This window comes from Hymenobacter sp. DG01 (assembly GCF_006352025.1).
GTDB lineage: Bacteria > Bacteroidota > Bacteroidia > Cytophagales > Hymenobacteraceae > Hymenobacter.
Genome location: NZ_CP040936.1, coordinates 1,431,496 through 1,457,389, shown reverse-complemented (window position 1 = coordinate 1,457,389; position 25,894 = coordinate 1,431,496). Strand labels below are relative to the sequence as shown.

The following is a 25,894-nucleotide window of genomic DNA, read 5'->3' as shown; positions in this document are numbered from 1 at the left end:
CTGAGGAGGAAGTTAGTGGGGCTGCCTCCTGGTGAGCGGGCGCGAAGACAGGGACGGGGAAAAATGAAAAACAGGCAACTTGTCGGCAGAATTCTATCTTGGCTGCAATTATTTGTTTGTATTCCTTCCTTTACATGATGCCTTTTTACTGCTTGCCGGCCCGCCGGTTCCACTATCGGATACTAGGATTTCTGGCGCTGCTGACCAGCCTGGGCGGGGCTGCGCAGGCCCAGGCGCCGACTGATACCACCTTCACGCGCCTGATGCGCAAAAACCAGTTCACGCTCACCCCCGACGGCTCCCGGTACAGTGGTTCTGGTTGGGACAAGCTGCAGGCTGATATTCAGAAAAGCATCCTGGTGCTGGTAGGCGAGGACCACGGCATGGCCCAGATTCCGCCGTTTACCCAGGCCCTGGCTCAGGTGCTCAGGCCCAAGGTGTACGTGGCAGAAATTGACCGGTATCAGGCCCAGGACCTGACCCGGCTTACGGCCCAGCCCGGCCTGCCCGCCGCCTTTCTTCGCCAACACCCCATGGCGCTGTCGTTTTATAGCTGGATTGAGGAGTACGAGTTGGCCCGCAGCCTGCGCGCCCAGGGAACGGCGCTGGTGGGCATCGAGCAAGCCGGGTTTGCCTCCACGGGCCGCCTGCTCACGCTGCTGGCCGACCAGGTGAAAAGCACATCTGCCCAGGCCTACCTGCGCCGGCAGGCGGCCGCTATCCAGGCCCTGGACCGGACCGCGCTGGTTTCCGGCAACTACGGCGCCGTGGCCGTAAACACCCTGCGCGCTTCCCTGCTTGATAGTCTGCGGAGCCTCACGCGCCGGGAGCGTCCCGAGTCCCGACAGCTGGTTCAGGACCTGGAAGCCAGCGTGGCCATCTTCAAGACCAACGCGGCCGGCAAGCCCGGCGGCCACCAAACGCGCATCAACCTCATGAAGCGCAACCTGCTCCGGGAGCTGGCTTCCTACCAGCAGGCCGGCGAGCCTTTGCCACCCATGCTGTTTAAGTTCGGGGCCAACCACATGGGCCGCGGCCGCAGCGTCTGGGGCGACATCTACGACGTGGGCAACCTGGCCATAAACCTGGCTGATGCTCACGACCAGAAAACCCTGCACATTTTCGTTATCGGCAAGCAGGGAACCCAGGTGGGCGGCCAGAATCCCGAGGATTTCAGCAAGAACGTAGCGCCGTATTCCAACGCCGACGCGCCCATGCTCAAGCCCTTCATGACCGCCACCCCGCCCGGGGCCGCCTGGCAGGTGTTTGATGTGCGCCCCCTGCGCCGGGCCCTGCTTCGCCAGCATATGCCTGTGCCAGCTCCCGAGCTGCAGGCCACCATTCTGGGGTACGACTACGTGGTCATCATTCCTGAAACCACCGCCAGCCGAAACTTCTGAGGTAGGTGGAGGGGTAGCGAAAATACCGTCGGGCCTAATCCGGCGGCCGAATAGTGGGCATATGATGGAAGCGGGAAACATCACATCACTTCCTGCCTACCTTTGCGGGTAGTATGGCGCGCATCCCGAAAGAAACCGTTGATCAGATCATCCACCACGCGGATATTGTGGAGGTAGTCGGCGACTTTGTGTCGCTGAAGCGCAAGGGCCAGAACATGTGGGCCTGCTGCCCATTTCACCACGAGAAGTCGCCGAGCTTCTCGGTGGCGCCGGCCAAGGGGCTGTACAAGTGCTTCGGGTGCGGCAAGGCCGGGGGGGTAGTCCAGTTCATCATGGACATTGAGGGCACCTCCTACGTGGAGGCCCTGAAATACCTGGCCAAGAAGTACGGGATTGATGTTGAGGAGGAAGAAAAGACCCCCGAGCAGCAGCTGGCCCAAAACGAAAAGGACTCCCAGTACATCGTTTCGAGCTGGGCCAAGGACCACTACCACCGCCTGCTGCTGAACACCGATGAAGGCCAGGGCATTGGAGGGAGCTACCTGCGCCAGCGCGGCCTCAACCAGACGACCATCAAAACCTTCGAGCTCGGCTACTCCCTCGACCAGTGGGACGACCTGCTGAAATCGGCGGAGAAGGCGGGTTTCGAGCGCAAGTACCTGGAGAAAACCGGGCTCGTCATCACCAAGGAAGACGACCAGGGCCAGGATACCGGCCGGCGCTACGACCGGTTCCGGGGCCGCGTGATGTTCCCGATTCATAACGTGTCGGGCCGCGTCATCGGCTTCGGGGCGCGCACGCTCAAGCCCAACGACAAAACCGCCAAGTACCTCAACTCGCCAGAGTCGGAAATCTACCACAAGTCCGATGTACTGTACGGGCTCTACCAGGGTCGGCAGGCCATCCGGACGGAGGAGCTGTGCTATCTGGTGGAGGGCTACCTCGACGTGCTGAGCCTGCACCAGGGCGGGATTAAGAACGTGGTGGCCTCGTCGGGAACCTCGCTTACGGATGGGCAGATTCGCCTCATTAAGCGCTACACCGACAACGTAACGGTGCTCTACGACGGCGACGCGGCCGGTATTCGGGCCTCGCTGCGGGGGATTGATATGCTGCTGGAAGGCGGCCTGAACGTGCGCGTGGTGCTGTTTCCCGACGGCGACGACCCCGACAGCTACATCCGCAAAGTTGGCGACCAGCGTTTCAAAGACCACCTTGAAAACGCCAGCCAGGACTTTATTCAGTTTAAAACGGATCTGGTAAGCCGTGAGGCCGCCCAGGACCCGGTGAAGAAGGCCGAGGCCATCCGGGAGGTGCTGCAAAGCATCAGCAAAGTACCCGACCCGATTAAGCGGCAGGTGTTTCTGCAGCAAACCTCCCAGGCCTTCAGCATTGATGAGCAAGTCCTGATTTCGGAATATAACAAGCTGGTGCGCAACGCCTCGGGCAAGGCGGCCGGCGGGGCTTCGGGCAGCAACAGTGGGGTAGGGGCTGGCAGCAGTGCGGCTTCCCCGGCTACGGCTGCTACCCCCCGCCCGGCCCCAAGGCCCATGAGCCCCGAGGAGGAAGCGGAGGCCCTGATGTACGGGGCCTCGCCCGAAGACCTGATGGGCGGTGGCGGCGACCTACTGACCATTACCAAAGAAGACTTGGAGCCCGTGCCCGACGTGCTGGAGCAGTGCGAGCGGGAAATTGTGCGCTTGCTGCTGCTGTACTCGCCCCAGCCCCTGGCCCCCGACATCAGCGTGGCCCAGTACCTGCTGCAGCAGCTCGATACGCCCTTCAAAACCGGTATTTACGCCGATTTGCTCCACCTATGTCAGGAGGAAATGAACCAGGGCCGTTGGCCCGAAGTGCGCACCCTCATTCAGCACGGCCGCTCTGATATTCGGGCCCTGGTGGCGGAGCTGGCTACCGAGAAATACGAGCTGAGTCCCAACTGGACCACCCACCAGATTTACGTGCCCCGGGAGCTGGATTTGCTCCAAACCGCCTGCGACAACGCAATTCTGCGCTTCAACAAGGTAAACGTGGAGCGCGCCCTGGCCGAGCACATGGAGGCACTGCGCCGCCCCATGGATGAAGCCGCCCTCGACGAGCACCTGACCAACATTCGCCTGCTCAAGCAGATGGATAACCAACTAGCTAACCTGCTAGGCACTGTTATTCCGCGTGCGGCTATGTAAACGGGTTTGCGGCGCGGGCGGGGGTAGGAAACTGGCCGGGCTGTCGATGGGCAGTGGTTCTTCTTTGTAGCTTTACGCGCCTCACCAGCTCCTTTTGCCTGTGCACATCCTCCAGCTCTGTCCGCGCGTTCCGTATCCGCCCACCGATGGCGGGGCCATTGCCATGTACGACGTAACGGCGGGCCTGAGTCGGGCGGGGCACCAGGTAACGGTACTGGCCCTCAACACGCCCAAGCACCACCAGCCCGCCGACGTGCTCGACCATCTGGGCCCCCTGGTGCGCCTGATTCCGGTGGACGTGGACACCCGCCTTTCGCCGGTGAAAGCCCTGCGGAATCTGCTGTTCAGTGAGCTGCCCTACAACATCGAGCGGTTTGTGAGCCAGACGGTGGTAGTGCGCTTGCAGCAAGTGCTAAGCACGGAAACCATTGATGTGATTCAAGTGGAAGGCGGCCTGGTTTCTTGGTACGTGGATACGGTGCAGCGCCTGGCGCCCGGCATTCCGGTGGTGCTGCGGGCCCATAACGTGGAGTACACCATCTGGCAGATGCTGGCTGAGCGCGAAACCAACGTGCTGAAGCGCTTCTACCTCAGCCATCTGGCCAAACGCCTGCGCCGCTTCGAGCACCAGACGCTGCCACGCTTTGATGCCGTGGCCGCCATTACTGAGCCCGACCAACGCCGCCTGCGGGAGCTAGGTTGCCAGGAACCAGTGGTGTTTGTGCCCGCCGGCGTCGATTTGAACCGGTTTCAGCGCGACCCCGCCATCCGGCCCAAGCCGCGCACCCTGTTCATGATTGGCTCCCTGGACTGGCTGCCCAACCAGGAAGGCGTGGACTGGCTGCTGCGCGAGGTGTGGCCCCGGGCGCACGAGCTATACCCCGAGCTGGAGCTGCACATTGCCGGCAAGGAAACTCCGCCCCACATCCGCAACCTGAACCTTCCCGGCGTCACCATTCACGGCTTCGTGGAATCAGCGGCGCAGTTTATGCAGCAGTACGAGGTGATGCTGGTACCCTTGCTTAGCGGGGGCGGCATGCGCATCAAAATCATCGAAGGCATGGCCCTGGGCAAGTGCATTATCAGCACCGGCCTGGGTTCCGAAGGTATTCATGTGCGCGACAACTTTGATATTGTGCTCTGTGACGAGCCCTCGGAGTGGATTGAGCGCCTGGGCCGCTACTACCGCGGCGAGCTGGGCCAGCAGGACATTGGCGAGGAAGCCGCCCGCACCATCGCCCGCCTCTACGACAACCGCCGGGTGGTGGAAAGCTTCCTGGATCTGTACACCATCCTGACGCCCCAACCCCGTGCTGCCACTCGTTGATGCCGGGGTTGCGGCCGTGCTCTGGGGTAGCCTGCTGCTGGTGGCGCATACCTACGTGCTGTTTCCGTTGCTGCTGGCCCGCCTGGCCCGCGGCCGCAAGCAAAACCAGCAGGTGTATCAGCCCGCTGACCCGGAGCTGCCCCGGGTAGACATTCTGCTGGCCGTGTACAACGAGGAGCAGGTAATAGAGGAGAAGATTCGCTCCACGTTTGCTACCACCTATCCGCTCGATAAGCTCACCTTCTACATCGGTTCCGATAACTCCCAAGACCAAACCAACGCCCTGATAACTCGGCTCTGCGCCGCCTATCCCCAGCTGCAGTTTCGACCCTTCCACCAGCGCACCGGCAAGCCCGGCGTGATAGAGGTCTTATCGGCGGAGGCTACGGCTCCCGTGCTGGTACTCACGGATGCCAACGTGTTTTTCACCCCCGACACGCTTTACCACCTCGTCAAGCATTTCCGGAACCCGCGCATCGGGCAAGTGGGCGGCAACATCCTCAACCCCGACAGCCGCCACACCGGCATTTCCGGCCAGGAAAAAGCCTACCTGGAGCGTGAAAACCTGCTGAAATACCAGGAAGGCGTGGTGTGGGGCGCCATGATTGGGGCCTTTGGCGGCTGCTTTGCCGTTCGCCGAGCCTGCTACTACCCCGCGCCGAGCTCCTTTATCGTCGATGACTTTTTTATCTCGATGGCCGTGCTGCAAGAGGGTTACCAAGCCATCAACGAGCTGGAGGCCATTTGCCACGAGGACGTATCGGATAAGCTGCCGGAGGAGTTCCGGCGCAAAGCCCGCATTTCCACCGGCAACTTCCAGAACCTGGTGGCGTTCCGGCGCCTGCTGTGGCCGCCCTGGCGGGGCGTGAGCTTTGCCTACTGGTCGCATAAGGTGCTGCGGTGGCTGACGCCCCTGCTGCTGGTGTTAATGCTGCTGAGCAACCTGATACTGGTGCTGCGCGGCGCGGGCTGGTTTTACCAGCTCATGCTGGCCGGACAGGTCGCGGCCCCGGCCCTGCTACTTCTGGATTCGGCTCTGCACCGCCTGAACGTGCATTTCCGGCTCCTGCGCTTCATCACTCACTTCTATAGCATGAACATGGCCCTGCTAGTGGGCTTGTGGCGCTTCCTGAAAGGAGTAAAAACTACCGTCTGGGAGCCCACGCAACGGTTTCAGCACAAAAGGTGAAGGGGTGACAGGTGACAGGTGAAAAATAAAGAACGGTCATGTCGAGCTTGTCGAGACATCTCGCGTGCTGATGTTGCAATACTATTCAGACGTCAAGCACGCGAGATGTCTCGACAAGCTCGACATGACCGTTCTGGTACTCCCTGTTCGCAGACCTACAGCTTCGCTAGCTTGTTGAGGTCTATTTGCTTCGCCACGGATTCTACCAGCTCCAGGTCGGGCTGCTTATCGGCCGTTACTTTCACTAGGAAGCGGCCCCCTACGCCCAGCATCAGCTCGGCTTGGCGGTCCTTTTTGCGGTAGGTTTCCAGGCCGGAAGCCCCGTCGATGCCCAGGGTGGTCGATTTGGTAATCTGCTCGTCATCTTCGCTTTCCAGGCCCATGCCCAGAATAGCGCCCGCGCCCTGGTACAGCTTATTGGCGCCGTTGTAGTCGATGAGCTCTAGCTTCAGGGTTATGCTGTCCTTGGTGAACTCCCGCCCAGCATTGGAAAAGGCCATGCCGCTCATCTTCATCGACTGGCCGGTGGGGTTGGCGGCGGTGTAGCCGCTTACCTCGGCGGGCAGGAAGGCTTGCAGCTCTTTATAGGGTAGGGCCAGGGTGTCGCCGCGCTTCTCGCGCTCAGCCCGGCGGCTCTGGGCCTCATCCAGGGCCGTTGTCATCTTCTCGCCCGCGTCCTTTAGCTTCGCCAGCGAGTCATAGGATTTCTTGGCTTGTTGGGCCTGCTCGCAGGAAGCCAGCAGCAGGGTTGCGCCCACGAGTGCAGGTAGGAGTTTGTTCATAGGGAAAGAAAAGGGAGAGGAGGTATATATTCGGTTTCAAATATAAAGGACTTGCTCACACGGCGAGGGGTAAGGCTGCCCCGGCCGAAACGGAAAATCATGCGCTTGTCGGGTTTCCTGGCTATGTTGAGGCGCTGATACTTCCATCGGCTTCTGACTTTCTGCCCCTATGAAAACCCTGCGTATCGCCATTCTGGGCTGTGGCAACATGGGTATGGCCTTCGCCAAAGCCTTTCTGCACTACAACCTCGTGGCTCGCACCGACCTGTTGCTGCTGGGCCGCCATCAGGAACACTGCCAACGCCTGGCAACCGCCCACCCCGGCCTGCCCAGCGCCGAGCTGACGCCCGCCGTGGGCACCTACGATGTGGTGCTGGTGGCCGTGAAGCCCCAGGACTTTGGCAAAATAGCCGAGGGCCTACGCGCCGTACTGCAACCAGAGCAGGTGGTAGTGTCCATCATGGCGGGCATCCCGATTGCGCGGCTGCAGCGGGAGCTGGGGCACCAGCAGGTGCTGCGGGCCATGCCCAACACGCCGGCCTTGCTGGGCATGGGCATCACCGGGTTTTCGGCCGCGCCGGAGGTAGAGCGCAGCCGCCTGCACCAGGTAGAAAACCTGCTGAACGCCACCGGACGCTCTATTTTCCTGGAAGATGAAAGCCTCCTGGACGCCGTAACGGCCGTGAGCGGCAGCGGGCCTGCCTACTTCTATTACATCGTGCAGGCCATGATGCGGGCCGGGCAGGAGTTGGGCTTCTCCGAATCGGTAGCCGGGCTGCTGGTGAAGCAAACCATGCTGGGCGCCTACCATCTGCTCAACACCTCCGACAAAACTCCCGACGAGCTGATTGCCGCCGTGGCCTCAAAAGGAGGCACCACCGAAGCTGCCCTGCGCGAATTTCAGGCCGGCAGCCTGGCCGAAACCCTGGCTGCCGGCATAAAAGCCGCCCAGCACCGCGCCACCGAGCTGGCCAGAGAGTAAGTTGTGAAATAGTGAGATGGTGCACGGGTGAGTTTGACGTTCTGGCTGTACAATCAGCGCCAGCGGAACAGCAAACTCACCCGTGCACCATCTCACTATTTCACCTTTCGTAACTTCGGGCGGCCGTTGCTGGTTGTAGCAGCAGCTTCGCACCTGTTCCCGCCGGAGCAACCCCGCGAAATCCCTCTCATCTGTTTTAAATCCGCTATTTCATGCTGGATTCCATCGAAGACGCCATTGCCGATATCCGCGCCGGAAAGGTAGTGGTGGTTGTGGACGACGAAGACCGTGAAAACGAAGGCGACTTTATCTGCGCCGCCCGTTGTGCCACCCCCGAAGTTATCAATTTCATGGCCACCCACGGCCGCGGCCTGGTGTGCGCCCCGCTCATTGAGCAGCGCTGCGAAGAGTTGGGTCTGGAGCTGATGGTAGGCCGCAACACGGCCCTGCACTCCACGCCTTTCACTGTCAGCATTGACTTGCTGAAAAACGGCGTAACCACCGGTATTTCCGCTTCTGACCGCTCCAAAACCATTCTGGCCCTCATCGACCCCGATACCAAGCCCGAGGAGCTGGGCAAGCCGGGCCACATCTTCCCCCTGAAAGCCCGCAAGGAAGGCGTGCTGCGCCGCGCCGGCCACACTGAGGCCGCCATCGACCTGGCCCGCCTTGCCGGGTTCGAGCCGGCCGGGGTGCTGGTAGAGATTCTGAAGGAGGACGGGGAAATGGCCCGCCTGCCGGAGCTGCGCGAAATTGCCGATAAATGGGACCTGAAACTGATTTCGGTGCAGGACCTGATTAAGTATCGCCTCGAGAAGGAAAGCCTCATCGTGCGGGAAATTTCGGTGAAGCTCCCTACCGACTACGGCGACTTCGATCTGATTGCTTACACCCAGCGCAGCACCAACGCCCAGCACCTGGCTCTGGTGAAAGGCGACATTTCGGGCCCCGAGCCCGTTCTGGTACGCGTGCACAGCTCCTGTGTAACCGGTGACATCTTCGGAAGCTGCCGCTGCGACTGTGGCCCCCAGCTGCACCGCGCCATGCAACAGATTGAGCGCGAAGGCCGTGGCGTTATCGTGTACATGAACCAGGAGGGCCGCGGCATTGGCCTCCTAAACAAGCTGCGCGCCTATAAGCTGCAGGAGCAGGGCCGCGACACCGTAGAGGCGAACATCGAGCTGGGCTTTGGCATGGATGAGCGGGATTACGGGGTAGGCGCCGCCCTACTCCGCGACCTGGGCATCAGCAAGATGCGCCTGCTATCCAACAACCCGCGCAAGCGCACCGGCCTGATGGGCTACGGCCTCGAAATCGTGGAATCGGTAGCTATTGAGGTAGAGCCCAACGAGCACAATGAGCGCTACCTCACTACCAAGCGCGACAAGCTGGGCCACACCATTCTGCACAAAGACCGCACCCCGCATCCCGATGTGACGCCCACGGCGGCGGAGTAAAGCGAGGTAAACCTGTTGGCGGCTGCCTTCTCGCACTGAATACGTGTGGGGAGGCAGCCGTTTTTATTGGCCGATGAGGCTCTCACCAGTTTCGGTAGCTACCTCACAGCGGAGTGGCCTGATATGGTGTGATTATTGTTGTCAGAAATAGAACTACGGATAGTTTTTTAATTCCTATACCATGACGCAAGCTTTACACCGGATTACTTTAGCATTACTGATAGGTGGCAGCGTAGCTAGCCGCGCGGCTGCTCAGGCAACTGCGGAGCGCAATTTCCTGGCCGGGCTGGTTGTAACGCAGCAGGGCGATACGCTACGCGGAGCATTGCAGCTGTTTCCGCAGCTGCATACCGTATCTGTCCGGCGTGCCGGGCAGCCTACCCATACGCTCCCGGCCAAGCAAATCAGGCTGGTAGTGGCAGAAAACGAGGTGACACGTAGTGCGCAAATCCGCCAGCAACCGATGCTGATTGACAATCGGCCTAGCGACCTGAGGAAAGAGGTACTATCTGCGCAGCAGGGAGGGGTATGGCAATACGGTGCCCCGCAGCAGGCCGGCCAAACCGTGCATGTAGGAAGGCGGCATTTCATTTCACGAGTCGTGGTAACTACCGGCGCAAGTGGAGCCGGGCCGCAGTACGAGCTGTTTGAAGTGCTGGAAAGCGGCGCGTTTATTTTGCTGCAGCAGCAAAGCGAGAAAAACCGGGTAGTCAAAAGGTACAGCCAGCCGTTCGGTGTGAAGACGGAGGTAGAGACTCGCTGGATACCGGAATGGCATTCCACGTATTTTCTGATTGCTCCCGATGGCGCCTTTCGGCAGCTGAAAAAACCAGTGTCCGAAATAGTTGCGTGCGAACCTCGTTACCGTAATCAAATGGTTGCCGCCGCCCGTAAAATGGACAATGTGCATGCCTCCGGTATGAAGCAGCTGGTGCAGACGCTCAATACCTTAGTTGAAGCCCGCGCTACGGCTCCGTAGCCGGAATGGCCGCAGCAAATTCTTTCTCACTTCGCACCTTCATCTATGATGGGTTTGAAAAACAGTACGCCACCTTTCCGTCCAAAGGGCTGGGGTAGTAGCAAGTGGCTGCTGGTCACGATGGCGCTTTGTTGGTCCCTGGCTGCCCAGGCTCAACGAAGCGGCAAGGGCTTTACCCAGCAGTTCAACCGGGCCACCGTGCTGCTGAGTACCGGCGACACCATTGCCGGGCCGCTGGCTTTACACCGCTCTGAGGAAATGCTGACCATGACCCTGCCCGACAACACCGTGCGCACCCTACCCGCCATTAGTGTGCAAAGCTTCGCGGTGCAGGGCGAGCGGTACGACCGCAGCCGGGAGCGGTATTACTACGACGATTTTTACTCCATGCGCCAGGGCTACTACTACGGCAACCCCTACTTCACCAGCCAGCCGCGCCCCCTGCGCCGCGAGCGGCCCGATACGACCCTGGTACGCGTATTTCGGACCTACCGCTGGAACCGCGACAACGACTACAGCGACTTCCGCGCCCCGGGCTTTTTTGAGCAGCTCAGCGGCGGCCCCATTATTCTGCTGCGCCGCGAGGGGCTGGTTGAGCGCCCCATTACCTACAACGGACCTTACGGCTACGGTGGCTATGGCGGCGGCATGACAGGGCGCACCATGGGGTACTACACCGATGTAAAAGACAACTTCTATCTGGGCCTGCCCAACGGCAATGTGCTGAGCCTGCGCAATCCCAAAAAGGACTTGCTCAACTATTTCCATACCTACGCCCGCCAGATTGAGCAGTATGCCAAGCAAAACAAGCTCAACTTCACGGAAGCCCGCGAGCTGGCTTTCCTGGTGAACTACGCTAATTCTCTGGGAGCCGGGGGAAAGCAATAAACCAGCCTGTCATCCTGATAAAGGAAGGACCTCTACTACTTCAATGAAGCGGTAGAGGTCCTTCCTTTATCAGGATGACAGGTAATGAAGCGCTGCCTGCTCCGGTTTACAGCACCCGCAGCACAGGGTAGCGCAGGTAGCTCGGCTCGTAGTGCTCCGATTGGCGATACACCCAGTCGAGTTGGGCCTGAGCGCTGGCCGCGAAGGCGGGCTCGGCTTTCTTTTTGGCTTCCAGCTGAGCGCGCAACTCCGGCTTGCGGCGCAGGAGTTCCGCTGCTATGTCCTCGAACACATAGTCGGAGAAGTGCTCTTTCTGCTGCAGAATACTGTCAAAAAAGCCCCAGGCAAAAAACGAGTCGGTGGCCTGGGGTTCGAGGGTTTCGATGAGGTAGCGAGCCGCCGGCTGGCTGAGCGTTACCACGTAGTCGCCGCGCAGGAAGGGCAGGCTCTGGCGCACGGGGCGCACCTGCACCTGGGAGTGAAGGTAGTGGCCTTCGTAGGGGCGGGGGCTGGTTTTGTAGTCCTGAATGTAATACACCTCCCCGCTGATGGTGGTATCGGCCGGGAGCTGCCGCAGCTGCACCCCCGACAGGCGCAGGCGGTCCACTACCTCGCCCCAGGCTTGGGGCACCACGTAAGCCCGGGGCCGCTGCACCGTTGCGGTGGGGCGGAAGGTGTTGTAGTACGGAATGGATTTGGTGTAGGGCGTCTTCCGGTCGTAGGTGAGGCGGGGCAGGCCGCTGACCTCGCTGGGCTTGGTCTTGCCCTCGAAGCCCCGGAAGCTGAAGCGCTCAGCGGCCGTAGTATCCAGGCGCCAGCCCAGCGCAAACTGCTGCTGGGTGCGGGTTTGCTCGGCGGCCGTGGCGCGGGCCTGGGCAATGGCGGCAGCGTCCTGGTGTACGGTTTTAATCAGCAGGTCCAGGAAGTCGTAGGTGGCTTTTACGCGGGGCGTGTAGGCCTTCAGCATGTGGGTTTCCGTCACGAACCCAATGGTGTTGAACAGGGTAGTGTAGCCCGTGGAGTAGCGCGGCGTTTCCAGAAAGCCTACCAGGCCGCGGGCATCAGGAGTACGGCCCTCAAAATCGACGTAGGGCGTCAGGTACCACTTCTTCTGGTCCATGCCTCCGTACAGAGAGGGCAGCAGCTTCTGCTGCAGGTACTGGCTCAGGGCCGGATGCAGCTTGTCTTTCTGCGTGGCAATGAGCGTCATGGTGTACTGGTAGTCGGCCCCGTTGGAGGTGTGGGTGTCCACGTAGATGTCGGGCTGCCAGCGCTGAAACAGCTGAGCGAATGACCGCGCATTGCGCGAGTCCTGCTTGATATAGTCCCGGTTCAGGTCGAGGTTGCGGGCGTTGCCCCGGAAGCCGTAGCTCTCGGGCCCATTCTGGTTGGTACGGGTAGTGGAATTGCGGTTCAGGGAGCCATCCACGTTATAAATCGGGATGAACACGAGTACCACATCAGCTAATTGGCGGCGCAGCTCCTTTTTCTGCACGTAGTCCCGGGCCAGCATCATACTGGCGTCAATACCCTCCGGCTCGCCCGGGTGAATGCCGTTCTGAATAAATACCACCCGCTTGCTCTTACCGCGCAAGGAAGCCGGCTCGAAGTCGCCATCCAAAGATACCACCACCTCGTGCAGGGGCCGGCCGCTGTCGGTGCTACCCACCTCACGCAGCTGAACCTCAGGGTAGGCCGCGTCGAGCTGCTGGTAGTAGCTGATGCACTCGGCGTGGGTGGTAGTGGTGTTGCCGTTGCCTTTCTCGAAAGGGGTTCGCCAGTCGGTGGGGGGTAGGGTGGGGCCAGTCAGCAGGAAGGAGGACAGGAGCAGTGCGAGCATAAGGCAGGAAGACGAGAGGCGGATATCTGAAGTGCAAATAGCCTAAAAACGCGGCATCCTGCGCATGGCTCCGGACTTTTTCACTACCTGGCAGGCTGCCCCAGTACCATTTTGCGCTATAATTCATCGGGGCAAAGTGCGGAAGAGGAAAAAAGATAGCCGGTAAAAAACTGCTGGTGAAGGGCCTGCCAAACCGAAATACCTCAACCTGGCGGGCCCTTCCCTTAGCGGTTGTCTGTTTCTTACCTGATGGTCAGCAACGCACCTGAAGCAAACTGCTGCGTCTCCATCAGCGCCTGCCTAAGCATTTGTCTCGCTACATCTGATTATACAACCATCACTTTAATCAAGACCAAGCATGTGGCCACTTCCTCTGTAGTTGGAGCGGACGGCCGATTTATTTTACCAAGCCTTTTGGGACACTCATCTCGCGGGTCATATTGGTTGTGTTTTCCAGATAGGTTTCCAGTGGTTCCAAACCAACAGCGGCTCTACGCTTATTGACGTGGGCGGGCTTACGCAAAGGCCTCGCTACGGCTCGTATCGTCGGGCCAGCACCTTCGTAGATAACCTGGGTGCCATACTCTCCGAGGTGCCCCGTATTAAGCGCGACCCGGTCCGTCAGATAGGCGTAATTAACCGGATTGGCGTTTTTGCGTTTTACTTCCGGCTTCATCAATCTGAGCACCTGACGTTGAAATCTGGGGTAGGCACCAGCGTGCTGCACCAACAGCCAAAAATTGGTAGAGCTTTTTTCGCCTACCTGCCGGAATCCAGGATATCCGTACTGGCGCACAATTTTTTCCAGAATGGGCTGGTGGCGAGCATAATTTTCTTTCTCAACCTCCTCCAGATTGCGGCCGGCACTGTCGGGCTGCTGCTGAAACATACGCTGCATAGGCCACTGGTCAACGTACGCTAGGATATCAAGTGTTTGGCTTAAATGGGGAAACAGCACGGCCGGCGGCGTACGTTGGGCAGTGGCATCCGTACGCCCAATCATTGCCATGAGCAGAAGCAATAAGTACAGCTTAAAGAGGCGTGGCTTCACGTAGGCTTCCCCTCTGGCGGGAGCCTGCAGGAGAGTCAGGGCGGGTAGGAGGAGGCGTGCCGAATGAGTACTGATTAGTTGTCGCATGGATGGAGGTATGAGAGATGATTTGCCGATACAAAGCAAGCTCCCGCCTATGTAAACCCCTGTTATATAGTGTTAACTAGTGTTAAATGCCCTGGTTGGCATATAGCAGGTTGTATTTTTGTGTATGCCCTTTGCCTGTACATGAAATCCCGCGCGCTTCTTCTTCCCTGGCTATTAGCCGGTTGCCTGCTGGGCATGAATGGGTTTCAGGCCTATTGGCTGGTCAGCACGTACCGACTCACCCGCCTGCAGTTTGACCGGGAGATACACCAGGCCGTAGTGGCGGCGGTGCAGCAGCAACTGCTGGCCGACGTGTGGGCTCCGCAAACGCCTCGCTTCGACCTGCACCTGGCAGGCACCAATGTTTCCCGCATTAGCCCTCGCCGTCGTCTCATGCAAGCGCCAACGGTCACTATTCAGCCCGGACGCGGCGCTCAACAGGATACTCAAACGAGTAATCGTAACCCTAACCCTAATTATATCATCTTAGACGACTGGAGCAGCGGTAACCACGTGGGCCTGGCCAGCTTAACGCATGCTTACCGGCAGCAACTCCACCAGCGCGGCATTGATTCGGCAGCGGCCGGGCTCGATACCTTTTCGCTGAGGCGCATGCCGAAGGTATCTGCGTTAGCTGCCCAACCACCCCTGCAGACGGCCCACCACCCGCCACCGGTACTCCTTAGTCCTGCGTATGGCATCTACGCGCAGGCCCGTCCGTTGTCGCCTACCCCGTACCTCTGGCAGCGTTTGGGCGGTTTGCTCGGTGGCTCCCTGCTCCTGCTCGTGCTAACCGGCAGTTGCTTCGTGCTGGTATGGCACACACTGCGCGCTCAGCGCAAGCTGGCGGAGGTCAAAAATGACTTTATCAATAACATGACGCACGAGTTAAAAACGCCGCTGGCAACCGTGGCGGCGGCCGTTGAAACCCTCGAGTGCTTTGGCTTGCAGGCCGACCCGCAGAAAGCCCGGACTTACCTGCACATTGCCCGCACCGAGTTGCGACGCCTCGCCGACTTAGTTGATAAAGTCCTGACCATCGCCACGGAAGAACAGGCCCACTTGGTGTTGCATCCGGAAGCAGTACGACCAGCCGAGTTGGTACAGGCAGCCGTGCGCCGGCACCAGCTACAAGCCGACAAGCCGGTGCATTTCCAGCTCGAAATGGCCCCAGACGAGGTGATACAGGCCGACCGTTTCCATCTGGAAGGCGCGATTAACAACTTGCTCGATAACGCCATTAAGTATTCCACGGAATCCGTATCCATCCAGGTAAGTAGCCGTCGTACGGCCGGTGGCTGGCAAATGACGGTGCAGGATGATGGCATCGGGATTGCCGGCAGTGACCAAGCGGCGGTGTTTGACCGCTTTTTTCGCGTGCCAACCGGCAACCTGCATCCGGTGAAAGGGTTCGGGCTGGGGCTCTATTATGTGCGCCAGGTGGCGGAACGCCACGGCGGCCACGTTACCCTGCGCAGCGAACTGGGTCAGGGCAGCGCCTTTAGTTTGTGGCTGCCGACCGCGTAGAGGGTAAGAAAAATAAAAGCCGGCAACGGGGTACCCATCTAGTAATAAGTGAGAGATGCCAACTATTCTCCTGGTCGAAGACGAATTGTCCCTGGCTTTTATCGTGCAGGATAACCTGGAGTCGCGCGGGTTCCGGGTAGTTCATGCGGCAGATGGGCAGGCCGGGCTGGCTCTGTTTCGGCAAGCAAAGCCCGACCTTGTGGTAGCCGACGTGATGATGCCCCGCCTGGATGGCTTTGCCTTGGCCGAACAGTTGCGGCGCGAACATGGCACGGTGCCCATTATTTTCCTCACGGCCCGTGGGCAGACAGCCGATGTCGTACGCGGCTTTGAAATAGGTGGCAACGATTACGTTCGCAAGCCCTTCAGCATCGAGGAATTGGTGGTCCGCATCCAAGCCCGTTTGCAACCGAGCGGCCAACCGCTTACGGCGCCTGCCCTGCTGCGCATTGGGCAGTACGAGTTCGATTATCCTCACCAGCGCTTGTCTCGCCTGGGTCACACGCAGGAACTGACTCATCGCGAAGCAGAAGTGCTGTATCACTTGTATATACAACGCAACCAGGTGCTCGAACGCCGGGCCGTGCTGCAAGCGTTGTGGGGCGATGACACATTTTTCAACGGCCGTAGCCTCGATGTGTACATCACGCGTTTACGCCGCTATCTGACGGACGACAAGCAGGTGCAAATTGTAAATGTGCGCGGCATCGGCTATAAGTTGATGCTTTGAACGGTTGCGGCCCATGCCCCCCTTTTGTACCAGACTTTAGTACAGTCGGCGCGGGGCCGGGAAAAGGAGCTGATCCACGCTGTACTTCCCCGGGCCGGTGAAAGCCAGCCCAAAAAACAGAAAGGCCGCTTCCAGGGCATGCGAGTAGGTATTGAAATCGTGGCCGCTGCTCAGGTGCATGATGGTGGCTACTACCATGGTGACCAGCAGCAGCGCGCAGGCCCACCGGAAAAACAAGCCAATGGCAATGAGCTGCCCTCCTACAGCCTCAGCCGCCGCGGCCAGAAAACCCCAGAAAGCCGGCGCGAAATCCAGTCCTACCAGCTTCATAGCACCACCTACCTGGGCCCAGGCCTCGGGGCCGCCCGTGAGCTTGGGGTATCCGTGGATGGTAAACATAACGCCAATCCCGACGCGCAGGGCCAGCAAGCCGAAGTCGTGGGTGCGGTAGCGGTTCTCAAACAGGGCCATAAGCAGAGACGAAGGCAGGCCGGGCGGGAAAGTTCGATGGTGAAAAGTAAGCTACTGGAGCCGGCGCGGCCAAAGTACAATATTTGCGCCGGAATGCAACTGCTACGCTCAGGCGCTTACTGGTAAAGTAATACCCCCGTGATGCGGGCCGCCGGCGGAATATCCGCCGAGCTGATTTCCTGGGGCTGCTTGTTGGGCAACGACTTTGGGTCAATCAGCCAGGCCATCTGCACCTCACCGGATACCGCCGCGAAGCCGGCCGGCGTGTCGCGCACCTTGGTCAGGCCCAGATTCTGGCGTGCGGCCCCGAACGGGGAGCCTACTCCAATGCCCTCGGCGGTGCGGTACTGCGGGTCATAGATACGAATACGGCGCAGGCGGAACCCTTGGGCAGAGTCGCCGATGAGGTGAAGCACAGTGGGCGGCGCGTCGGGGCGCTGGGCGTCGCGCATCTCGTAGGCCGGCAGGGTCTGGCCCTTGTCCTGGTAAGTAGTGGCGCGGAGGAGGCTGGCCGGCACTACGGCTCTGATACGCTCCTCGCGCATGCCCAGGCGCAGGCGTCCAGCCCGGCCTGGGCTAAGCAGGTGCAGCGAATCGGGGGTGGGGGCGCCGGGGGTAGTAACCGGGGGGCTGGCCGTTTGGGCCACCGCGGCTGCCCCGGGCGAGGCCCCGGCGGTAGTGCCGGCCGCAGGGGTAAACGGCGGCGTGCCCGGATCGGTAGCGTTTCGGGTGGTAGTAGAGTCGCAGCCCGGCAGCGTGGTGGCTAACAGGCTACCCGCCAACGCGGTACTTAGTAAAGAAAGGCGGTAGTGCATGGGGGCTATACGCAGGCGCCGGGCCGGGCGTTGATAACCCCGGGCCGCAGCCAGGCGTTAGCAGCTAGGGTCCGGCCACGGGGCGGCCTGCGCTTTCCTACCTTTGCCGGACCTTTCTGTTCACTCAATCCAAGCTGCCCGTGTCTGCTGAAGCCCGCAAACCGCTTATTCTGATTTCCAACGACGACGGTATCACGGCCCCCGGCATTGCCACGCTCGTGCGCGTAATGCGCCGCCTGGGCGAGGTGGTGGTAGTAGCCCCTAACTCGCCCCAGTCGGGTATGGGTCACGCCATTACCATCGGTTCGTCGCTGCGCCTCGACCCCAGTACTATTTTCGAGGGAGTTGAAGCCTACGAGTGCAGCGGTACGCCTGCCGACTGCGTGAAGCTGGCCAAGCACCACGTTCTGAAGGACCGCCGGCCCGATCTGGTGGTATCCGGCATCAACCACGGCTCTAACTCCTCGGTCAATGTGCTGTACTCGGGCACCATGTCGGCGGCCATTGAGGCGGCCATCGAAGGACTGCCGGCCATCGGCTTCTCCCTCTGCGACTACGGCCACGGCGCCGATTTTTCGCACGTGGAAGAGTGGGTAGAATACCTGACGCGCCAGGCTCTGGAACACGGTATTCCCTCGGGCACGGCCCTGAACATTAACATTCCCAAGAAATCGGCGGCGCCCATTGCCGGTGCCCGCCTGTGCCGCCAGGCCCGCGCCAAGTGGCAGGAAGAGTTCGACCTGCGCTACGACCCGTACAAGCGGCCCTACTACTGGCTGCTGGGCAACTTCGTGAACGAAGATCAGGGCCAGGATACGGATGAATACGCCTTGGCTCACAACTACATATCCATCGTGCCCTGCCAGTTCGACCTCACGGCCCTGCACGCCCTCCGCGAGATGAATACCTCCTGGCAGCTCAGCCCTACCCCCACAGGAAAGGCCGCAGCCGCGGCTCCGGCCCCGGGCAGCGCCCAGCCCGCTCCCGGCGAATCGGCCGCGGGGCTGGGGTAGCCGGGGCTGGCCTGAGGCCGGCCACCCATAATCCGAAAAGCAACCGCCCCGGCCATTACTGGTCGGGGCGGTTTGCGTTGGGCTAGGGAGTATGCGAATAGGGGCGGTGCGGGTGCGAGGGAACGACCAAAACCCGTTTGTGGGCCTCGGGCAGGTGCCGCCGGATAACGGGCACCGCCGCCATGGGTGGCCGCACGATTGGGGAGCGCAGCCAGTAGCCAAGGGCAATCAGAAGGGCGACGATTAAAACCGCCGCCCAAAGCATCTTTTTCATAACGAGCACGGCGAAGGATGGTGCTCAAAGCTAGGGCAGCCTGCATGAAGGCTGCGTGAACCCCGGCTTAGCGCCGGCCGTGGCGCACCACCGTGGTTTTGCGTAGGGTGGTTGCCTTTTTAACCGGGGCCGGTTTGGTTACGGTTTGCGTGCGGGTAGTGGTGTGGGTGTTGCCGCTGGGAGTAGATACCTCGTGGGTGCGGGTGGTAGTGCGCGCAGAAGCCGCAGCGGTAGTCGTGGTGCGGGTGGCCGTGGTTTTCTGCTGCAAGGCCTGCGCCCGGGCGCCTAAAACAACACCTGACAACATCAACAAGGCAAAAAGCTTTTTCATGGGTGGGAGAGGATAAGGGGTGGGAATCAGTTTCTTCTACGCATCTGGCCCCTCGCGGATGTGCTTTTGACCGCCTCAGGGGAAATGCAGCCCAAACGTGGTGCCCTTGCCTACCTCCGACTCCACCGTAAGCTCAATTTTGTGGAACTCGGCAATGGTTTTGGCAATGGGCAAGCCCAGTCCGTAGCCCTCCGGCGCCGAGGCGCCGGCCTGAAACCGCCGGAACCGGTCGAAGAGGTGGGGGAGGTGCTCGGGGGCAATGCCGGGGCCCCTATCGGTTACGCACAGCACGTAGCCGCCCTGGGGGCCGGGGCGGCCTTGCACCACAATGCTGCCGCCCCAGCGGTTGTACTTAATGGCGTTGCTGATCAGGTTAAACAACAGCGTGAACAGCAGCGTGCGGTTGGCCTTGGCCAGCACGTAGTCGGGGCGCAGGTCCTGCTCCAGCTGCAGCTCCCGCTGGGTCAGGCGGTCCTCCAGCTCATTGGTTACCTCGGCCAGCACGCCCGCCACCGATACGGTGTCTTCGCGCAGGTACTGCTCGTTTTCAATATTGGCGATGAGCAGCAGGGTTTTTACCGTGTTGCGCAGGCGGTAAAGCGTTTTCTGCGAATCCACGATTTTCAGGGAGTGCGCGTGGCCCAGGGTGGGGTCCTGAAGCATGTTCTCAAACCTGGACTGCAAAATGCTGACCGGCGTGAGCAGCTCATGCGACACGTTCGACATAAACTCCCGCTCCTTCTCAAATGCCGACTGAATCTTGCTCATCATCTCGCTGAGGCTGTCATCGAGGCGGCGGAAATCGGTGGTATCCGTGTCGAGGGGGGCGTAGGAATAGGCCGAGGGGTGATGCACGCCGTGAAGCTTGCGCCGGATCAGCTGCCGCAGGGGCCGGAGCAGGTAGTGGGCAAAGGCGGCATCCGTCACGATGGTCAGGGCGGCCCCAATCACCAGCACCCACAGAGCCATGCGCCGCAGCGTATCGGTGAGCAGCTCCACGGTGGCCAGCGAGGAGCCAATTTCCAGCCGGTAGTGGCGGCCGGCCTCGGTAAACTGCTCGCTCAGAATGCGAAAATCCTCAATTTCATTGTCCACCTGCCGCTGCTCGTTGAAAATGCGCGGGCGCCGGGTGGCCGTACCGGCGCTGGCGGGCAGGGGCGTCAGGGTGATGTACTCTTGCTTCAGGATGTTGTAGTCGGCGTAGGCCTCGCCCTGCACGAAGGCCGAAATGCCGTTGCGGTGAATTAGCTGCACCACTTCGGCCTGCTTTTCCAGCAGGCGCTGATCGGTGTGCAGCACCGCGACCCGGCTCACGATGGGCGGAATCACCACCGTTCCGAGCAGCACCAGCAGCAGCTTCGACAAGGCATTAAATAGGGCCAGCTTTGCTTCCAGGCGCATCTTGAAGTAATTAAAAATTAAAAAATTGTACTGCGTGGCTGCGCTATGGCGGCGTAGCACTCGGGTCTGAGAGGGCAATGGACCGCCAATTTTTAATTTTTAATTCTCAATTTTTAATTGGCGTCAGTTACTCGATAGCCAATGCCGCGGACGGTTTCCAGGAAGTCTGTAGGGGCGAACTGGGCGAGCTTCTTGCGGATGTTCTTGATGTGCACATCGATGTAATTGGAGTCGGAGTCGTCTTCCAGCACGTTGCCCCAAAGATGCTCGCCTAGCTGCAGGCGCGTGAGCACCCGGTTTTTGTGCAGCAGCAGGTAGTGCAGCAGATCGAACTCCTTCTTGGTCAGAGTTACATCCTGGTCGTGGTAGCGCAGGGTGCGGCCGGTGGCATCCAGTTCAAACCCCTGCCCAAAGGTTAGCTCCTGGCGCTTCAGCCCGAATTTGCGGCGCATAATGGCTTGCATCCGGCTTTGCAGCTCCAGCAATGAAAACGGCTTGGGCAGGTAGTCATCGGCCCCCAGGTCCAGGCCCTTCACCCGGTCGTCGATGGCGCCACGGGCCGTCAGGATGATGAATGAGGCTTCCTGACGCTCGTTCTGGCGGGCTTCCCGCAGCAAATCCAGGCCGTCGCCGCCGGGCAGGCCCAGGTCGAGCAACACAAAGTCATAGCTGTTTACAAAGATTTTCTCCGAGGCCTCAGCGTAGGTGTAAGCCGAATCGGTGAGGTACTGCGACTGAAGCAAAAATTGCCGGATTTCCTGGTGCAGACTTTTTTCGTCTTCAACAATGAGCACGTGCATAAAAACGCGGAAAGCTAGGTGATGATGCAACTACGCCGCGTCGGCATGAAGAGCGTGTGAAGGACGACTTCGGGCCGGCCGAGGGGGTAGGGGCCCGGCCATGCGCGCGGCAGTTGCGTTAGGTACGCAAAATATCGGTTCTTGTGGCCTCATCTACCTCTCCTGCGCCGCTCTCTTGGACCCCACGCCTCCGTTGATCAGTATTATTATTCCGGCTTACAACGAGGCCGCCGGCATTGGCCGGCTGGTGACGTGGCTGCACACCCAAGTGGCCGGGACAGCGGAAGTACTGGTAGTGGATGCCGCCAGCCCCGATGGCACCGCCGCCGCTGCCCAGGCCACCGGCGCCCGGGTGCTGCAAAGCCCACGGCGCGGCCGGGCTGCCCAGCTCAACTACGGCGCCCGGCAGGCTACCGGCCAGATTCTGTACTTCCTGCACGCCGATACCTACCCTCCGGCCGGCTTTCCGGCGCTCATCCGGCAGGCCGTGGCTGCTGGTGCGGGCAGCGGCTGCTTCCGCCTGCAGTTCGATCATCCGCACTGGTTTCTGCGCCTCAACGCCTGGTTTACCCGCTTCGATGTGGACCTGATCCGCTTCGGCGACCAGAGCCTGTTTGTGCGCCGCGACGTGTTTGAGCGGGCCGGCGGCTACCGCCAGGAGCTGGTGGTGATGGAAGACCAGGAAATCATTGGGCGGCTGCGGCGCTACGGGGCGTTTCGGGTGCTGCCCCAGGCCGTGGTAACCTCGGCGCGCAAGTACCTGGAAAACGGCGTGTATCGCCTGCAGCTGGTGTTTACTCTCATTGCCGTGCTGCACTGGCTGGGCGCCTCGCAGACTCAGCTGGTGAGCCTCTACCGCTACCTCATCCGGCAGGACAAAGTGTAAGCAGCCGGCTTACTATATGTCAGGTCAAAACGCAGCGAAGGCCTTCCCTGGACAAGCAGGGAAGGCCTTCGGCGGTAACAAGAGACAGGCGCTGCAGTTTATTATTCGCGCACCAGCTTCAGGACGGTAGTGTGGCCATCGAGCACAACCTGAGCCATGTACACACCGGCGGGCAATGCCGGCAGCCCCGGCAGATCTACGACGGATTGGCGGAGCAGCTCGCTGATGTCCTGCTGGTACAGCACGCGGCCGGCCAAGGTAGTCAGCCGCACCGAGCCGTGAGTAGGCAGTGCTTCGGTGGGGCTTAGCCGCAGCTGCAGGGTAGCACCGAACGGGTTAGGGGCGGCCGTTACGCGCACCGCCGGGCGGTGGTGGGGCGGCACGGTCAGCGTCAGGACCGCCGAATGCGTGCTGCTGCCATCCAGGTCCAGCTGGCGCAGGCGGTAGTAGCGGGTACTTGTACCGCTGGTGGTGTGCCGGAAGCTATAGCGCCGGGCCTGGGCCGAGGTGCCCGCAGCGGCTACCCGCCCCACGGTCTGGAACGTGCGCCCGTCGGGGCTGGCTTCCACCTCGAAAGCCGCCGAGTTAAGCTCCTGGGAGGTTTGCCAGGTCAGGTCGGTGCCGGTGGGAGTGGCCTGCCCGCCAAAGCTCACCAGCTGTACGGGCAGCGGATTGGTTACGGTGGCCGTCTGGGAGTTATAGGCTACGAAGGCCACGTCGCTGTTGCCACTGAGCAGCACCTTAAACTTCCGGATCTGGCTGGCGTTAGTGCTGGTAATGCCGAAAGCACTTAAATCGGCGGTCCAAAGGCGCAGCTGCCGGTTGGTTTGGGTGAAGCCCGCCTCCAGTCGCATGGGCGTCTGAGAGGCCTCATAGAAATCGGCTACCCAGTCGCCAACAGGCGGAATGCTGGTAAACACCACCGTTACCGTGTTGCCGATAACGTTGTCATTCTCATCCGTGAACTGATACTGGTCCTGGGAGTCGGAGGGGTCCGCGAACTGGGTCACCACCACGTCCGGCACCCGGTCGCCCACACCACCCGTGGTAATGGCACTCACCTCAAAGGTCAGGGTGCCCCTAGGAATGTTAGCCGCGCCGGTGCCCAGGTTCAGGCCCTTGCGCCCGTCGCGCAGGTAGGTAGCCAGGCCGTTGGCGGGCGCCGGGTTGCTGGCCCCGTTGGCGACCCCATCATAGAGGGCGCCCACCCCAATTTTGGTGTTGCTGCTGAGGGTGCTGTTGATAGCGGCCACGGGTAGGGCCCGGAAGTCGCCGGGAACAAACTGAATACCCCGGCTAGTGAGCAGGGCGTCATCAACGCCGGTAGAAAAGCGCGTTCCGTTAACTTCAAACGCCAGCAAATCGTGTGAGTTATCGGGCAACACAGGGTTGGGCGCGGCCGCTGAGCTTTGCCAGAAGCCGCCGTAATCGGTAATAATTTCGGTGATGTTGGTAACCGTCTGGGCGTGGGCCGAGGCCGTGAGGCCTACCGCTCCGGCCAGGAGCAAGGGTAACTTTCGGAGCATGGGCGCTATAGAGTACTGGCAGGTAAACGGAAAGGATATGCGTGCTACTGCCCCGCGCCGCGTGCCGGCCCAGGGCTGAGCGGGCAAAAGTAATCCGTGGAATTGTGCAAATGGCCGGAAAGGAAATAATAAATTTTACCACTGCTTCAGGCCTGCCGCGCGGCCCTGGCGGCTGGTAATTTGCACTGCGTTACAATTCTTCCTTGCTTTAGCCTATGAAACGACTTACCTACCTGCTTCCCCTACTGCTGAGTTTGCTGGCCCGCCCCGCTGCCGCCCAGGTATATACCGCCGCCGATCCGCTGGCCCATACTTACAGCATTGTGGCCCGCGACCCCCAAACCGGCGACCTGGCCGTGGCCGTACAAAGCCACTGGTTTTCTGTAGGCACCAGCGTCAGCTGGGCCGAAGCCGGGGTGGGGGCGGTGGCTACCCAGTCCTTCACCAACAAATCCTTCGGGCCGCGTGGCCTGGCCTTGCTGAAAAGCGGCAAAACCGCCCAGGAGGCCCTCGATGGGCTGCTGCGCACCGATGAGGGCCGCGACGTGCGCCAAGTAGCCATCATTGATAACCAGGGCCGCGTAGCCACCCACACCGGCAGTAAATGCATTGACATGGCCGGCCACCAACAGGGCGCGCAGTTCTCGGTGCAGGCCAACATGATGCTCACGGGCACGGTGCCCGCCGCCATGGCCAAGGCCTACGAGCAGAACGCGAAGCTGCCCTTCGCCGAGCGGGTCGTATCGGCGCTGGAGGCAGCTCAGGCCGCAGGCGGCGACATTCGGGGGCGGCAGTCGGCGGCCCTGCTGGTGGTGCGGGGCAAACCCGGCGCCGGCATCTGGGAAGATCGGGCCATTGATTTGCGGGTGGATGATGCCGCCCAGCCCCTGCAGGAGCTCAGCCGCCTGCTGCGCCTGCACCGCGCCTACGAGCACATGAACGCCGGCGACCTGGCCGTGGAGAAAAACGACGTGCCCGGCGCCATCCGGGAGTATGAGGCGGCCGAAAAGCTGTTTCCCCAGAACCTGGAAATGAAGTACTGGCACGCCATCAGCCTGGCCAACAAGCAGCAGGTGCCCCAGGCCATTAAGCTGCTGGGCCCTATCTTCCGGCAGGATGCCAACTGGCGCACGCTAACCCAGCGCCTACCCAAAGTAGGCCTGCTCACCGTCAGCGACGCCGAGCTGAAGCAGATTCTGGCGGCTAAGTAAGCCCGGCCGCATAAACCGTAACGCAAGGCTCCGGCCGCGCAGACTGTTGTTTAACGAGGCGCGAGGCCGGAGCTTCGTGCTACAATCTTTTCTTCTATGCTGACTCGCATACCCTTATTCTTACGGCCCTGGCTGCTCTCGGTGCTGGTACTACTCGTGGCGGCTGGCTGTGCCTCTGTAGATCATAAGGTAGGGCCCCGCCCGACATCCCCAACGGTGGTGTACGTGGTGCGCCACGGCGAAAAGGAAACCACCCCCGGCCTGCAGGACCCGCCACTCACGGCCGCCGGGCAGCAGCGTGCCCAGGCCCTGGCCGATACCCTGCGCAAAGCATCGGTAGAGGCAGTATTTTCCACAGCCACTACGCGCACACGCAGCACGGCCGCACCGCTGGCGGCGGCCCGCTCGCTTACGGTGCAGCCCTACGATGCCGGTCAGCTGGCCGCGTTGGCTACTCGTATCCGCCGCGAGTACCGGGGGAAGACGCTTGTGGTGGTAGGTCACTCCAATACCATTCTGGAAACGGTAGAGGCCCTGGGAGCCAAACGCCCGGTGCCCACCGTGCAGGACAATGAGTACGACTACCTGCTGGAGGTGCGCATTCCCGCCGATACCACCCAGGCCGCCACAGCCGTAGCCCGGCGCTACGGAGCCGCCGCTGGCCGCTAGAGGCCGGGGCTGCAACCGCCGGCCGTTTTCTGCTACTTTTAAGCCGCCCGGTGCTGCCAAGGCACCGCCGGG

At 60.9% G+C, this 25,894-nt stretch carries 23 protein-coding genes; 14 read left to right on the top strand and 9 right to left on the bottom strand.

All coding sequences use genetic code 11. The features are described from left to right. Positions 1 to 134: 134 nt before the first annotated feature. The 4 genes from FGZ14_RS06235 (at position 135) to FGZ14_RS06220 (ending at position 6,102) form a co-directional block, all read left to right on the top strand. Positions 135 to 1,400: a hypothetical protein gene (locus tag FGZ14_RS06235; protein ID WP_139922295.1), complete on the top strand. Its 1,266-nt coding sequence runs from the start codon at positions 135 to 137 to the stop codon at positions 1,398 to 1,400. Positions 1,401 to 1,513: 113 nt separating this feature from the next. Continuing rightward, the gene (gene dnaG, locus FGZ14_RS06230) at positions 1,514 to 3,586 is read left to right on the top strand and encodes a DNA primase (protein ID WP_139922293.1); all 2,073 of its coding nucleotides are present in this window, start codon (positions 1,514 to 1,516) and stop codon (positions 3,584 to 3,586) included. A gap of 100 nt (positions 3,587 to 3,686) precedes the next feature. Then, positions 3,687 to 4,913: a glycosyltransferase family 4 protein gene (locus FGZ14_RS06225; protein ID WP_139922291.1), complete on the top strand. Its 1,227-nt coding sequence runs from the start codon at positions 3,687 to 3,689 to the stop codon at positions 4,911 to 4,913. Continuing rightward, positions 4,897 to 6,102: a glycosyltransferase gene (locus tag FGZ14_RS06220; protein ID WP_139922289.1), complete on the top strand. Its 1,206-nt coding sequence runs from the start codon at positions 4,897 to 4,899 to the stop codon at positions 6,100 to 6,102. The genes FGZ14_RS06225 and FGZ14_RS06220 overlap by 17 nt, the downstream gene beginning before the upstream one ends. A gap of 155 nt (positions 6,103 to 6,257) precedes the next feature. Here FGZ14_RS06220 and FGZ14_RS06215 read toward each other — a convergent pair whose 3' ends face one another. Beyond that, positions 6,258 to 6,884 (bottom strand): hypothetical protein, encoded by a 627-nt coding sequence (locus tag FGZ14_RS06215; protein ID WP_139922286.1) that lies wholly within the window; start codon positions 6,882 to 6,884, stop codon positions 6,258 to 6,260. Positions 6,885 to 7,062: 178 nt separating this feature from the next. Between FGZ14_RS06215 and proC the strand changes: the two genes are divergently transcribed. From proC to FGZ14_RS06195, 4 genes are all read left to right on the top strand, one after another. Continuing rightward, on the top strand, positions 7,063 to 7,866 hold the full coding sequence (gene proC, locus FGZ14_RS06210) for a pyrroline-5-carboxylate reductase (RefSeq protein WP_139926032.1): 804 nt from the start codon (positions 7,063 to 7,065) through the stop codon (positions 7,864 to 7,866). A gap of 212 nt (positions 7,867 to 8,078) precedes the next feature. Next, complete coding sequence (locus FGZ14_RS06205) at positions 8,079 to 9,323, top strand: bifunctional 3,4-dihydroxy-2-butanone-4-phosphate synthase/GTP cyclohydrolase II (RefSeq protein WP_139922284.1); 1,245 nt, start codon at positions 8,079 to 8,081, stop codon at positions 9,321 to 9,323. Positions 9,324 to 9,504: 181 nt separating this feature from the next. Next, the gene (locus tag FGZ14_RS06200) at positions 9,505 to 10,302 is read left to right on the top strand and encodes a hypothetical protein (RefSeq protein ID WP_219601063.1); all 798 of its coding nucleotides are present in this window, start codon (positions 9,505 to 9,507) and stop codon (positions 10,300 to 10,302) included. 120 nt (positions 10,303 to 10,422) lie between these two features. Beyond that, positions 10,423 to 11,190 (top strand): hypothetical protein, encoded by a 768-nt coding sequence (locus tag FGZ14_RS06195; RefSeq protein ID WP_139922279.1) that lies wholly within the window; start codon positions 10,423 to 10,425, stop codon positions 11,188 to 11,190. A 106-nt stretch (positions 11,191 to 11,296) separates the two neighbouring features. Here FGZ14_RS06195 and FGZ14_RS06190 read toward each other — a convergent pair whose 3' ends face one another. Together FGZ14_RS06190 and FGZ14_RS06185 are read right to left on the bottom strand one after the other, a co-directional pair. Beyond that, positions 11,297 to 13,030, bottom strand: a complete 1,734-nt coding sequence (locus tag FGZ14_RS06190) for a M14 family metallopeptidase (protein WP_139922277.1) — start codon at positions 13,028 to 13,030, stop codon at positions 11,297 to 11,299. Between the two features lie 397 nt (positions 13,031 to 13,427). Next, positions 13,428 to 14,168 carry a DUF6624 domain-containing protein gene (locus FGZ14_RS06185; RefSeq protein WP_139922275.1) on the bottom strand — a complete coding sequence of 247 codons (741 nt, stop codon included), beginning with the start codon at positions 14,166 to 14,168 and terminating at the stop codon, positions 13,428 to 13,430. Positions 14,169 to 14,309: 141 nt separating this feature from the next. On the opposite strand from FGZ14_RS06185, the gene FGZ14_RS06180 reads away from it, so the two are divergent. Together FGZ14_RS06180 and FGZ14_RS06175 are read left to right on the top strand one after the other, a co-directional pair. Further along, on the top strand, positions 14,310 to 15,695 hold the full coding sequence (locus FGZ14_RS06180; RefSeq protein ID WP_139922273.1) for a cell wall metabolism sensor histidine kinase WalK: 1,386 nt from the start codon (positions 14,310 to 14,312) through the stop codon (positions 15,693 to 15,695). 55 nt (positions 15,696 to 15,750) lie between these two features. Then, on the top strand, positions 15,751 to 16,425 hold the full coding sequence (locus FGZ14_RS06175; protein ID WP_139922270.1) for a response regulator transcription factor: 675 nt from the start codon (positions 15,751 to 15,753) through the stop codon (positions 16,423 to 16,425). A 36-nt stretch (positions 16,426 to 16,461) separates the two neighbouring features. Here FGZ14_RS06175 and FGZ14_RS06170 read toward each other — a convergent pair whose 3' ends face one another. Both FGZ14_RS06170 and FGZ14_RS06165 read right to left on the bottom strand, forming a co-directional pair. Further along, positions 16,462 to 16,896: a DoxX family protein gene (locus FGZ14_RS06170; protein ID WP_139922269.1), complete on the bottom strand. Its 435-nt coding sequence runs from the start codon at positions 16,894 to 16,896 to the stop codon at positions 16,462 to 16,464. Positions 16,897 to 17,012: 116 nt separating this feature from the next. Next, positions 17,013 to 17,711: a hypothetical protein gene (locus FGZ14_RS06165; protein WP_139922266.1), complete on the bottom strand. Its 699-nt coding sequence runs from the start codon at positions 17,709 to 17,711 to the stop codon at positions 17,013 to 17,015. Between the two features lie 134 nt (positions 17,712 to 17,845). Between FGZ14_RS06165 and surE the strand changes: the two genes are divergently transcribed. Next, the gene (surE, locus tag FGZ14_RS06160; RefSeq protein ID WP_139922264.1) at positions 17,846 to 18,724 is read left to right on the top strand and encodes a 5'/3'-nucleotidase SurE; all 879 of its coding nucleotides are present in this window, start codon (positions 17,846 to 17,848) and stop codon (positions 18,722 to 18,724) included. A 341-nt stretch (positions 18,725 to 19,065) separates the two neighbouring features. On the opposite strand, the gene FGZ14_RS06155 is transcribed toward surE, so the two are convergent. The 3 genes from FGZ14_RS06155 to FGZ14_RS06145 form a co-directional block, all read right to left on the bottom strand. Next, complete coding sequence (locus FGZ14_RS06155; protein WP_139922262.1) at positions 19,066 to 19,329, bottom strand: hypothetical protein; 264 nt, start codon at positions 19,327 to 19,329, stop codon at positions 19,066 to 19,068. 75 nt (positions 19,330 to 19,404) lie between these two features. Continuing rightward, positions 19,405 to 20,730: a cell wall metabolism sensor histidine kinase WalK gene (locus FGZ14_RS06150; protein ID WP_139922260.1), complete on the bottom strand. Its 1,326-nt coding sequence runs from the start codon at positions 20,728 to 20,730 to the stop codon at positions 19,405 to 19,407. A gap of 113 nt (positions 20,731 to 20,843) precedes the next feature. Next, a complete protein-coding gene (locus FGZ14_RS06145; RefSeq protein WP_139922258.1) occupies positions 20,844 to 21,530 on the bottom strand; it encodes a response regulator transcription factor in 687 nt (228 codons plus the stop codon). Positions 21,531 to 21,705: 175 nt separating this feature from the next. Between FGZ14_RS06145 and FGZ14_RS06140 the strand changes: the two genes are divergently transcribed. Further along, entirely contained in the window at positions 21,706 to 22,416 is a 711-nt protein-coding gene (locus FGZ14_RS06140) for a TIGR04283 family arsenosugar biosynthesis glycosyltransferase (RefSeq protein WP_257883358.1), read from the top strand. A 101-nt stretch (positions 22,417 to 22,517) separates the two neighbouring features. Here FGZ14_RS06140 and FGZ14_RS06135 read toward each other — a convergent pair whose 3' ends face one another. Then, on the bottom strand, positions 22,518 to 23,942 hold the full coding sequence (locus FGZ14_RS06135; protein WP_139922255.1) for a T9SS type A sorting domain-containing protein: 1,425 nt from the start codon (positions 23,940 to 23,942) through the stop codon (positions 22,518 to 22,520). A 215-nt stretch (positions 23,943 to 24,157) separates the two neighbouring features. Between FGZ14_RS06135 and FGZ14_RS06130 the strand changes: the two genes are divergently transcribed. Together FGZ14_RS06130 and FGZ14_RS06125 are read left to right on the top strand one after the other, a co-directional pair. Continuing rightward, on the top strand, positions 24,158 to 25,153 hold the full coding sequence (locus FGZ14_RS06130; protein ID WP_139922253.1) for a DUF1028 domain-containing protein: 996 nt from the start codon (positions 24,158 to 24,160) through the stop codon (positions 25,151 to 25,153). Positions 25,154 to 25,249: 96 nt separating this feature from the next. Then, a complete protein-coding gene (locus FGZ14_RS06125; protein ID WP_139922251.1) occupies positions 25,250 to 25,822 on the top strand; it encodes a histidine phosphatase family protein in 573 nt (190 codons plus the stop codon). Positions 25,823 to 25,894 lie beyond the last annotated feature (72 nt).

What these genes read in the sequence shown, in the direction of transcription:
- FGZ14_RS06235 (WP_139922295.1), top strand. Translation starts at nt 135, where the DNA reads ATGATGCCTTTTTACTGCTTGCCGGCCCGCCGGTTCCACTATCGGATA.
- dnaG (WP_139922293.1), top strand. Translation starts at nt 1,514, where the DNA reads ATGGCGCGCATCCCGAAAGAAACCGTTGATCAGATCATCCACCACGCG.
- FGZ14_RS06215 (WP_139922286.1), bottom strand. Translation starts at nt 6,884, where the DNA reads ATGAACAAACTCCTACCTGCACTCGTGGGCGCAACCCTGCTGCTGGCT.
- FGZ14_RS06205 (WP_139922284.1), top strand. Translation starts at nt 8,079, where the DNA reads ATGCTGGATTCCATCGAAGACGCCATTGCCGATATCCGCGCCGGAAAG.
- FGZ14_RS06200 (WP_219601063.1), top strand. Translation starts at nt 9,505, where the DNA reads ATGACGCAAGCTTTACACCGGATTACTTTAGCATTACTGATAGGTGGC.
- FGZ14_RS06195 (WP_139922279.1), top strand. Translation starts at nt 10,423, where the DNA reads ATGGCGCTTTGTTGGTCCCTGGCTGCCCAGGCTCAACGAAGCGGCAAG.
- FGZ14_RS06190 (WP_139922277.1), bottom strand. Translation starts at nt 13,030, where the DNA reads ATGCTCGCACTGCTCCTGTCCTCCTTCCTGCTGACTGGCCCCACCCTA.
- FGZ14_RS06185 (WP_139922275.1), bottom strand. Translation starts at nt 14,168, where the DNA reads ATGCGACAACTAATCAGTACTCATTCGGCACGCCTCCTCCTACCCGCC.
- FGZ14_RS06180 (WP_139922273.1), top strand. Translation starts at nt 14,310, where the DNA reads ATGAAATCCCGCGCGCTTCTTCTTCCCTGGCTATTAGCCGGTTGCCTG.
- FGZ14_RS06175 (WP_139922270.1), top strand. Translation starts at nt 15,751, where the DNA reads ATGCCAACTATTCTCCTGGTCGAAGACGAATTGTCCCTGGCTTTTATC.
- FGZ14_RS06170 (WP_139922269.1), bottom strand. Translation starts at nt 16,896, where the DNA reads ATGGCCCTGTTTGAGAACCGCTACCGCACCCACGACTTCGGCTTGCTG.
- FGZ14_RS06165 (WP_139922266.1), bottom strand. Translation starts at nt 17,711, where the DNA reads ATGCACTACCGCCTTTCTTTACTAAGTACCGCGTTGGCGGGTAGCCTG.
- FGZ14_RS06155 (WP_139922262.1), bottom strand. Translation starts at nt 19,329, where the DNA reads ATGAAAAAGCTTTTTGCCTTGTTGATGTTGTCAGGTGTTGTTTTAGGC.
- FGZ14_RS06150 (WP_139922260.1), bottom strand. Translation starts at nt 20,730, where the DNA reads ATGCGCCTGGAAGCAAAGCTGGCCCTATTTAATGCCTTGTCGAAGCTG.
- FGZ14_RS06145 (WP_139922258.1), bottom strand. Translation starts at nt 21,530, where the DNA reads ATGCACGTGCTCATTGTTGAAGACGAAAAAAGTCTGCACCAGGAAATC.
- FGZ14_RS06135 (WP_139922255.1), bottom strand. Translation starts at nt 23,942, where the DNA reads ATGCTCCGAAAGTTACCCTTGCTCCTGGCCGGAGCGGTAGGCCTCACG.
- FGZ14_RS06130 (WP_139922253.1), top strand. Translation starts at nt 24,158, where the DNA reads ATGAAACGACTTACCTACCTGCTTCCCCTACTGCTGAGTTTGCTGGCC.
- FGZ14_RS06125 (WP_139922251.1), top strand. Translation starts at nt 25,250, where the DNA reads ATGCTGACTCGCATACCCTTATTCTTACGGCCCTGGCTGCTCTCGGTG.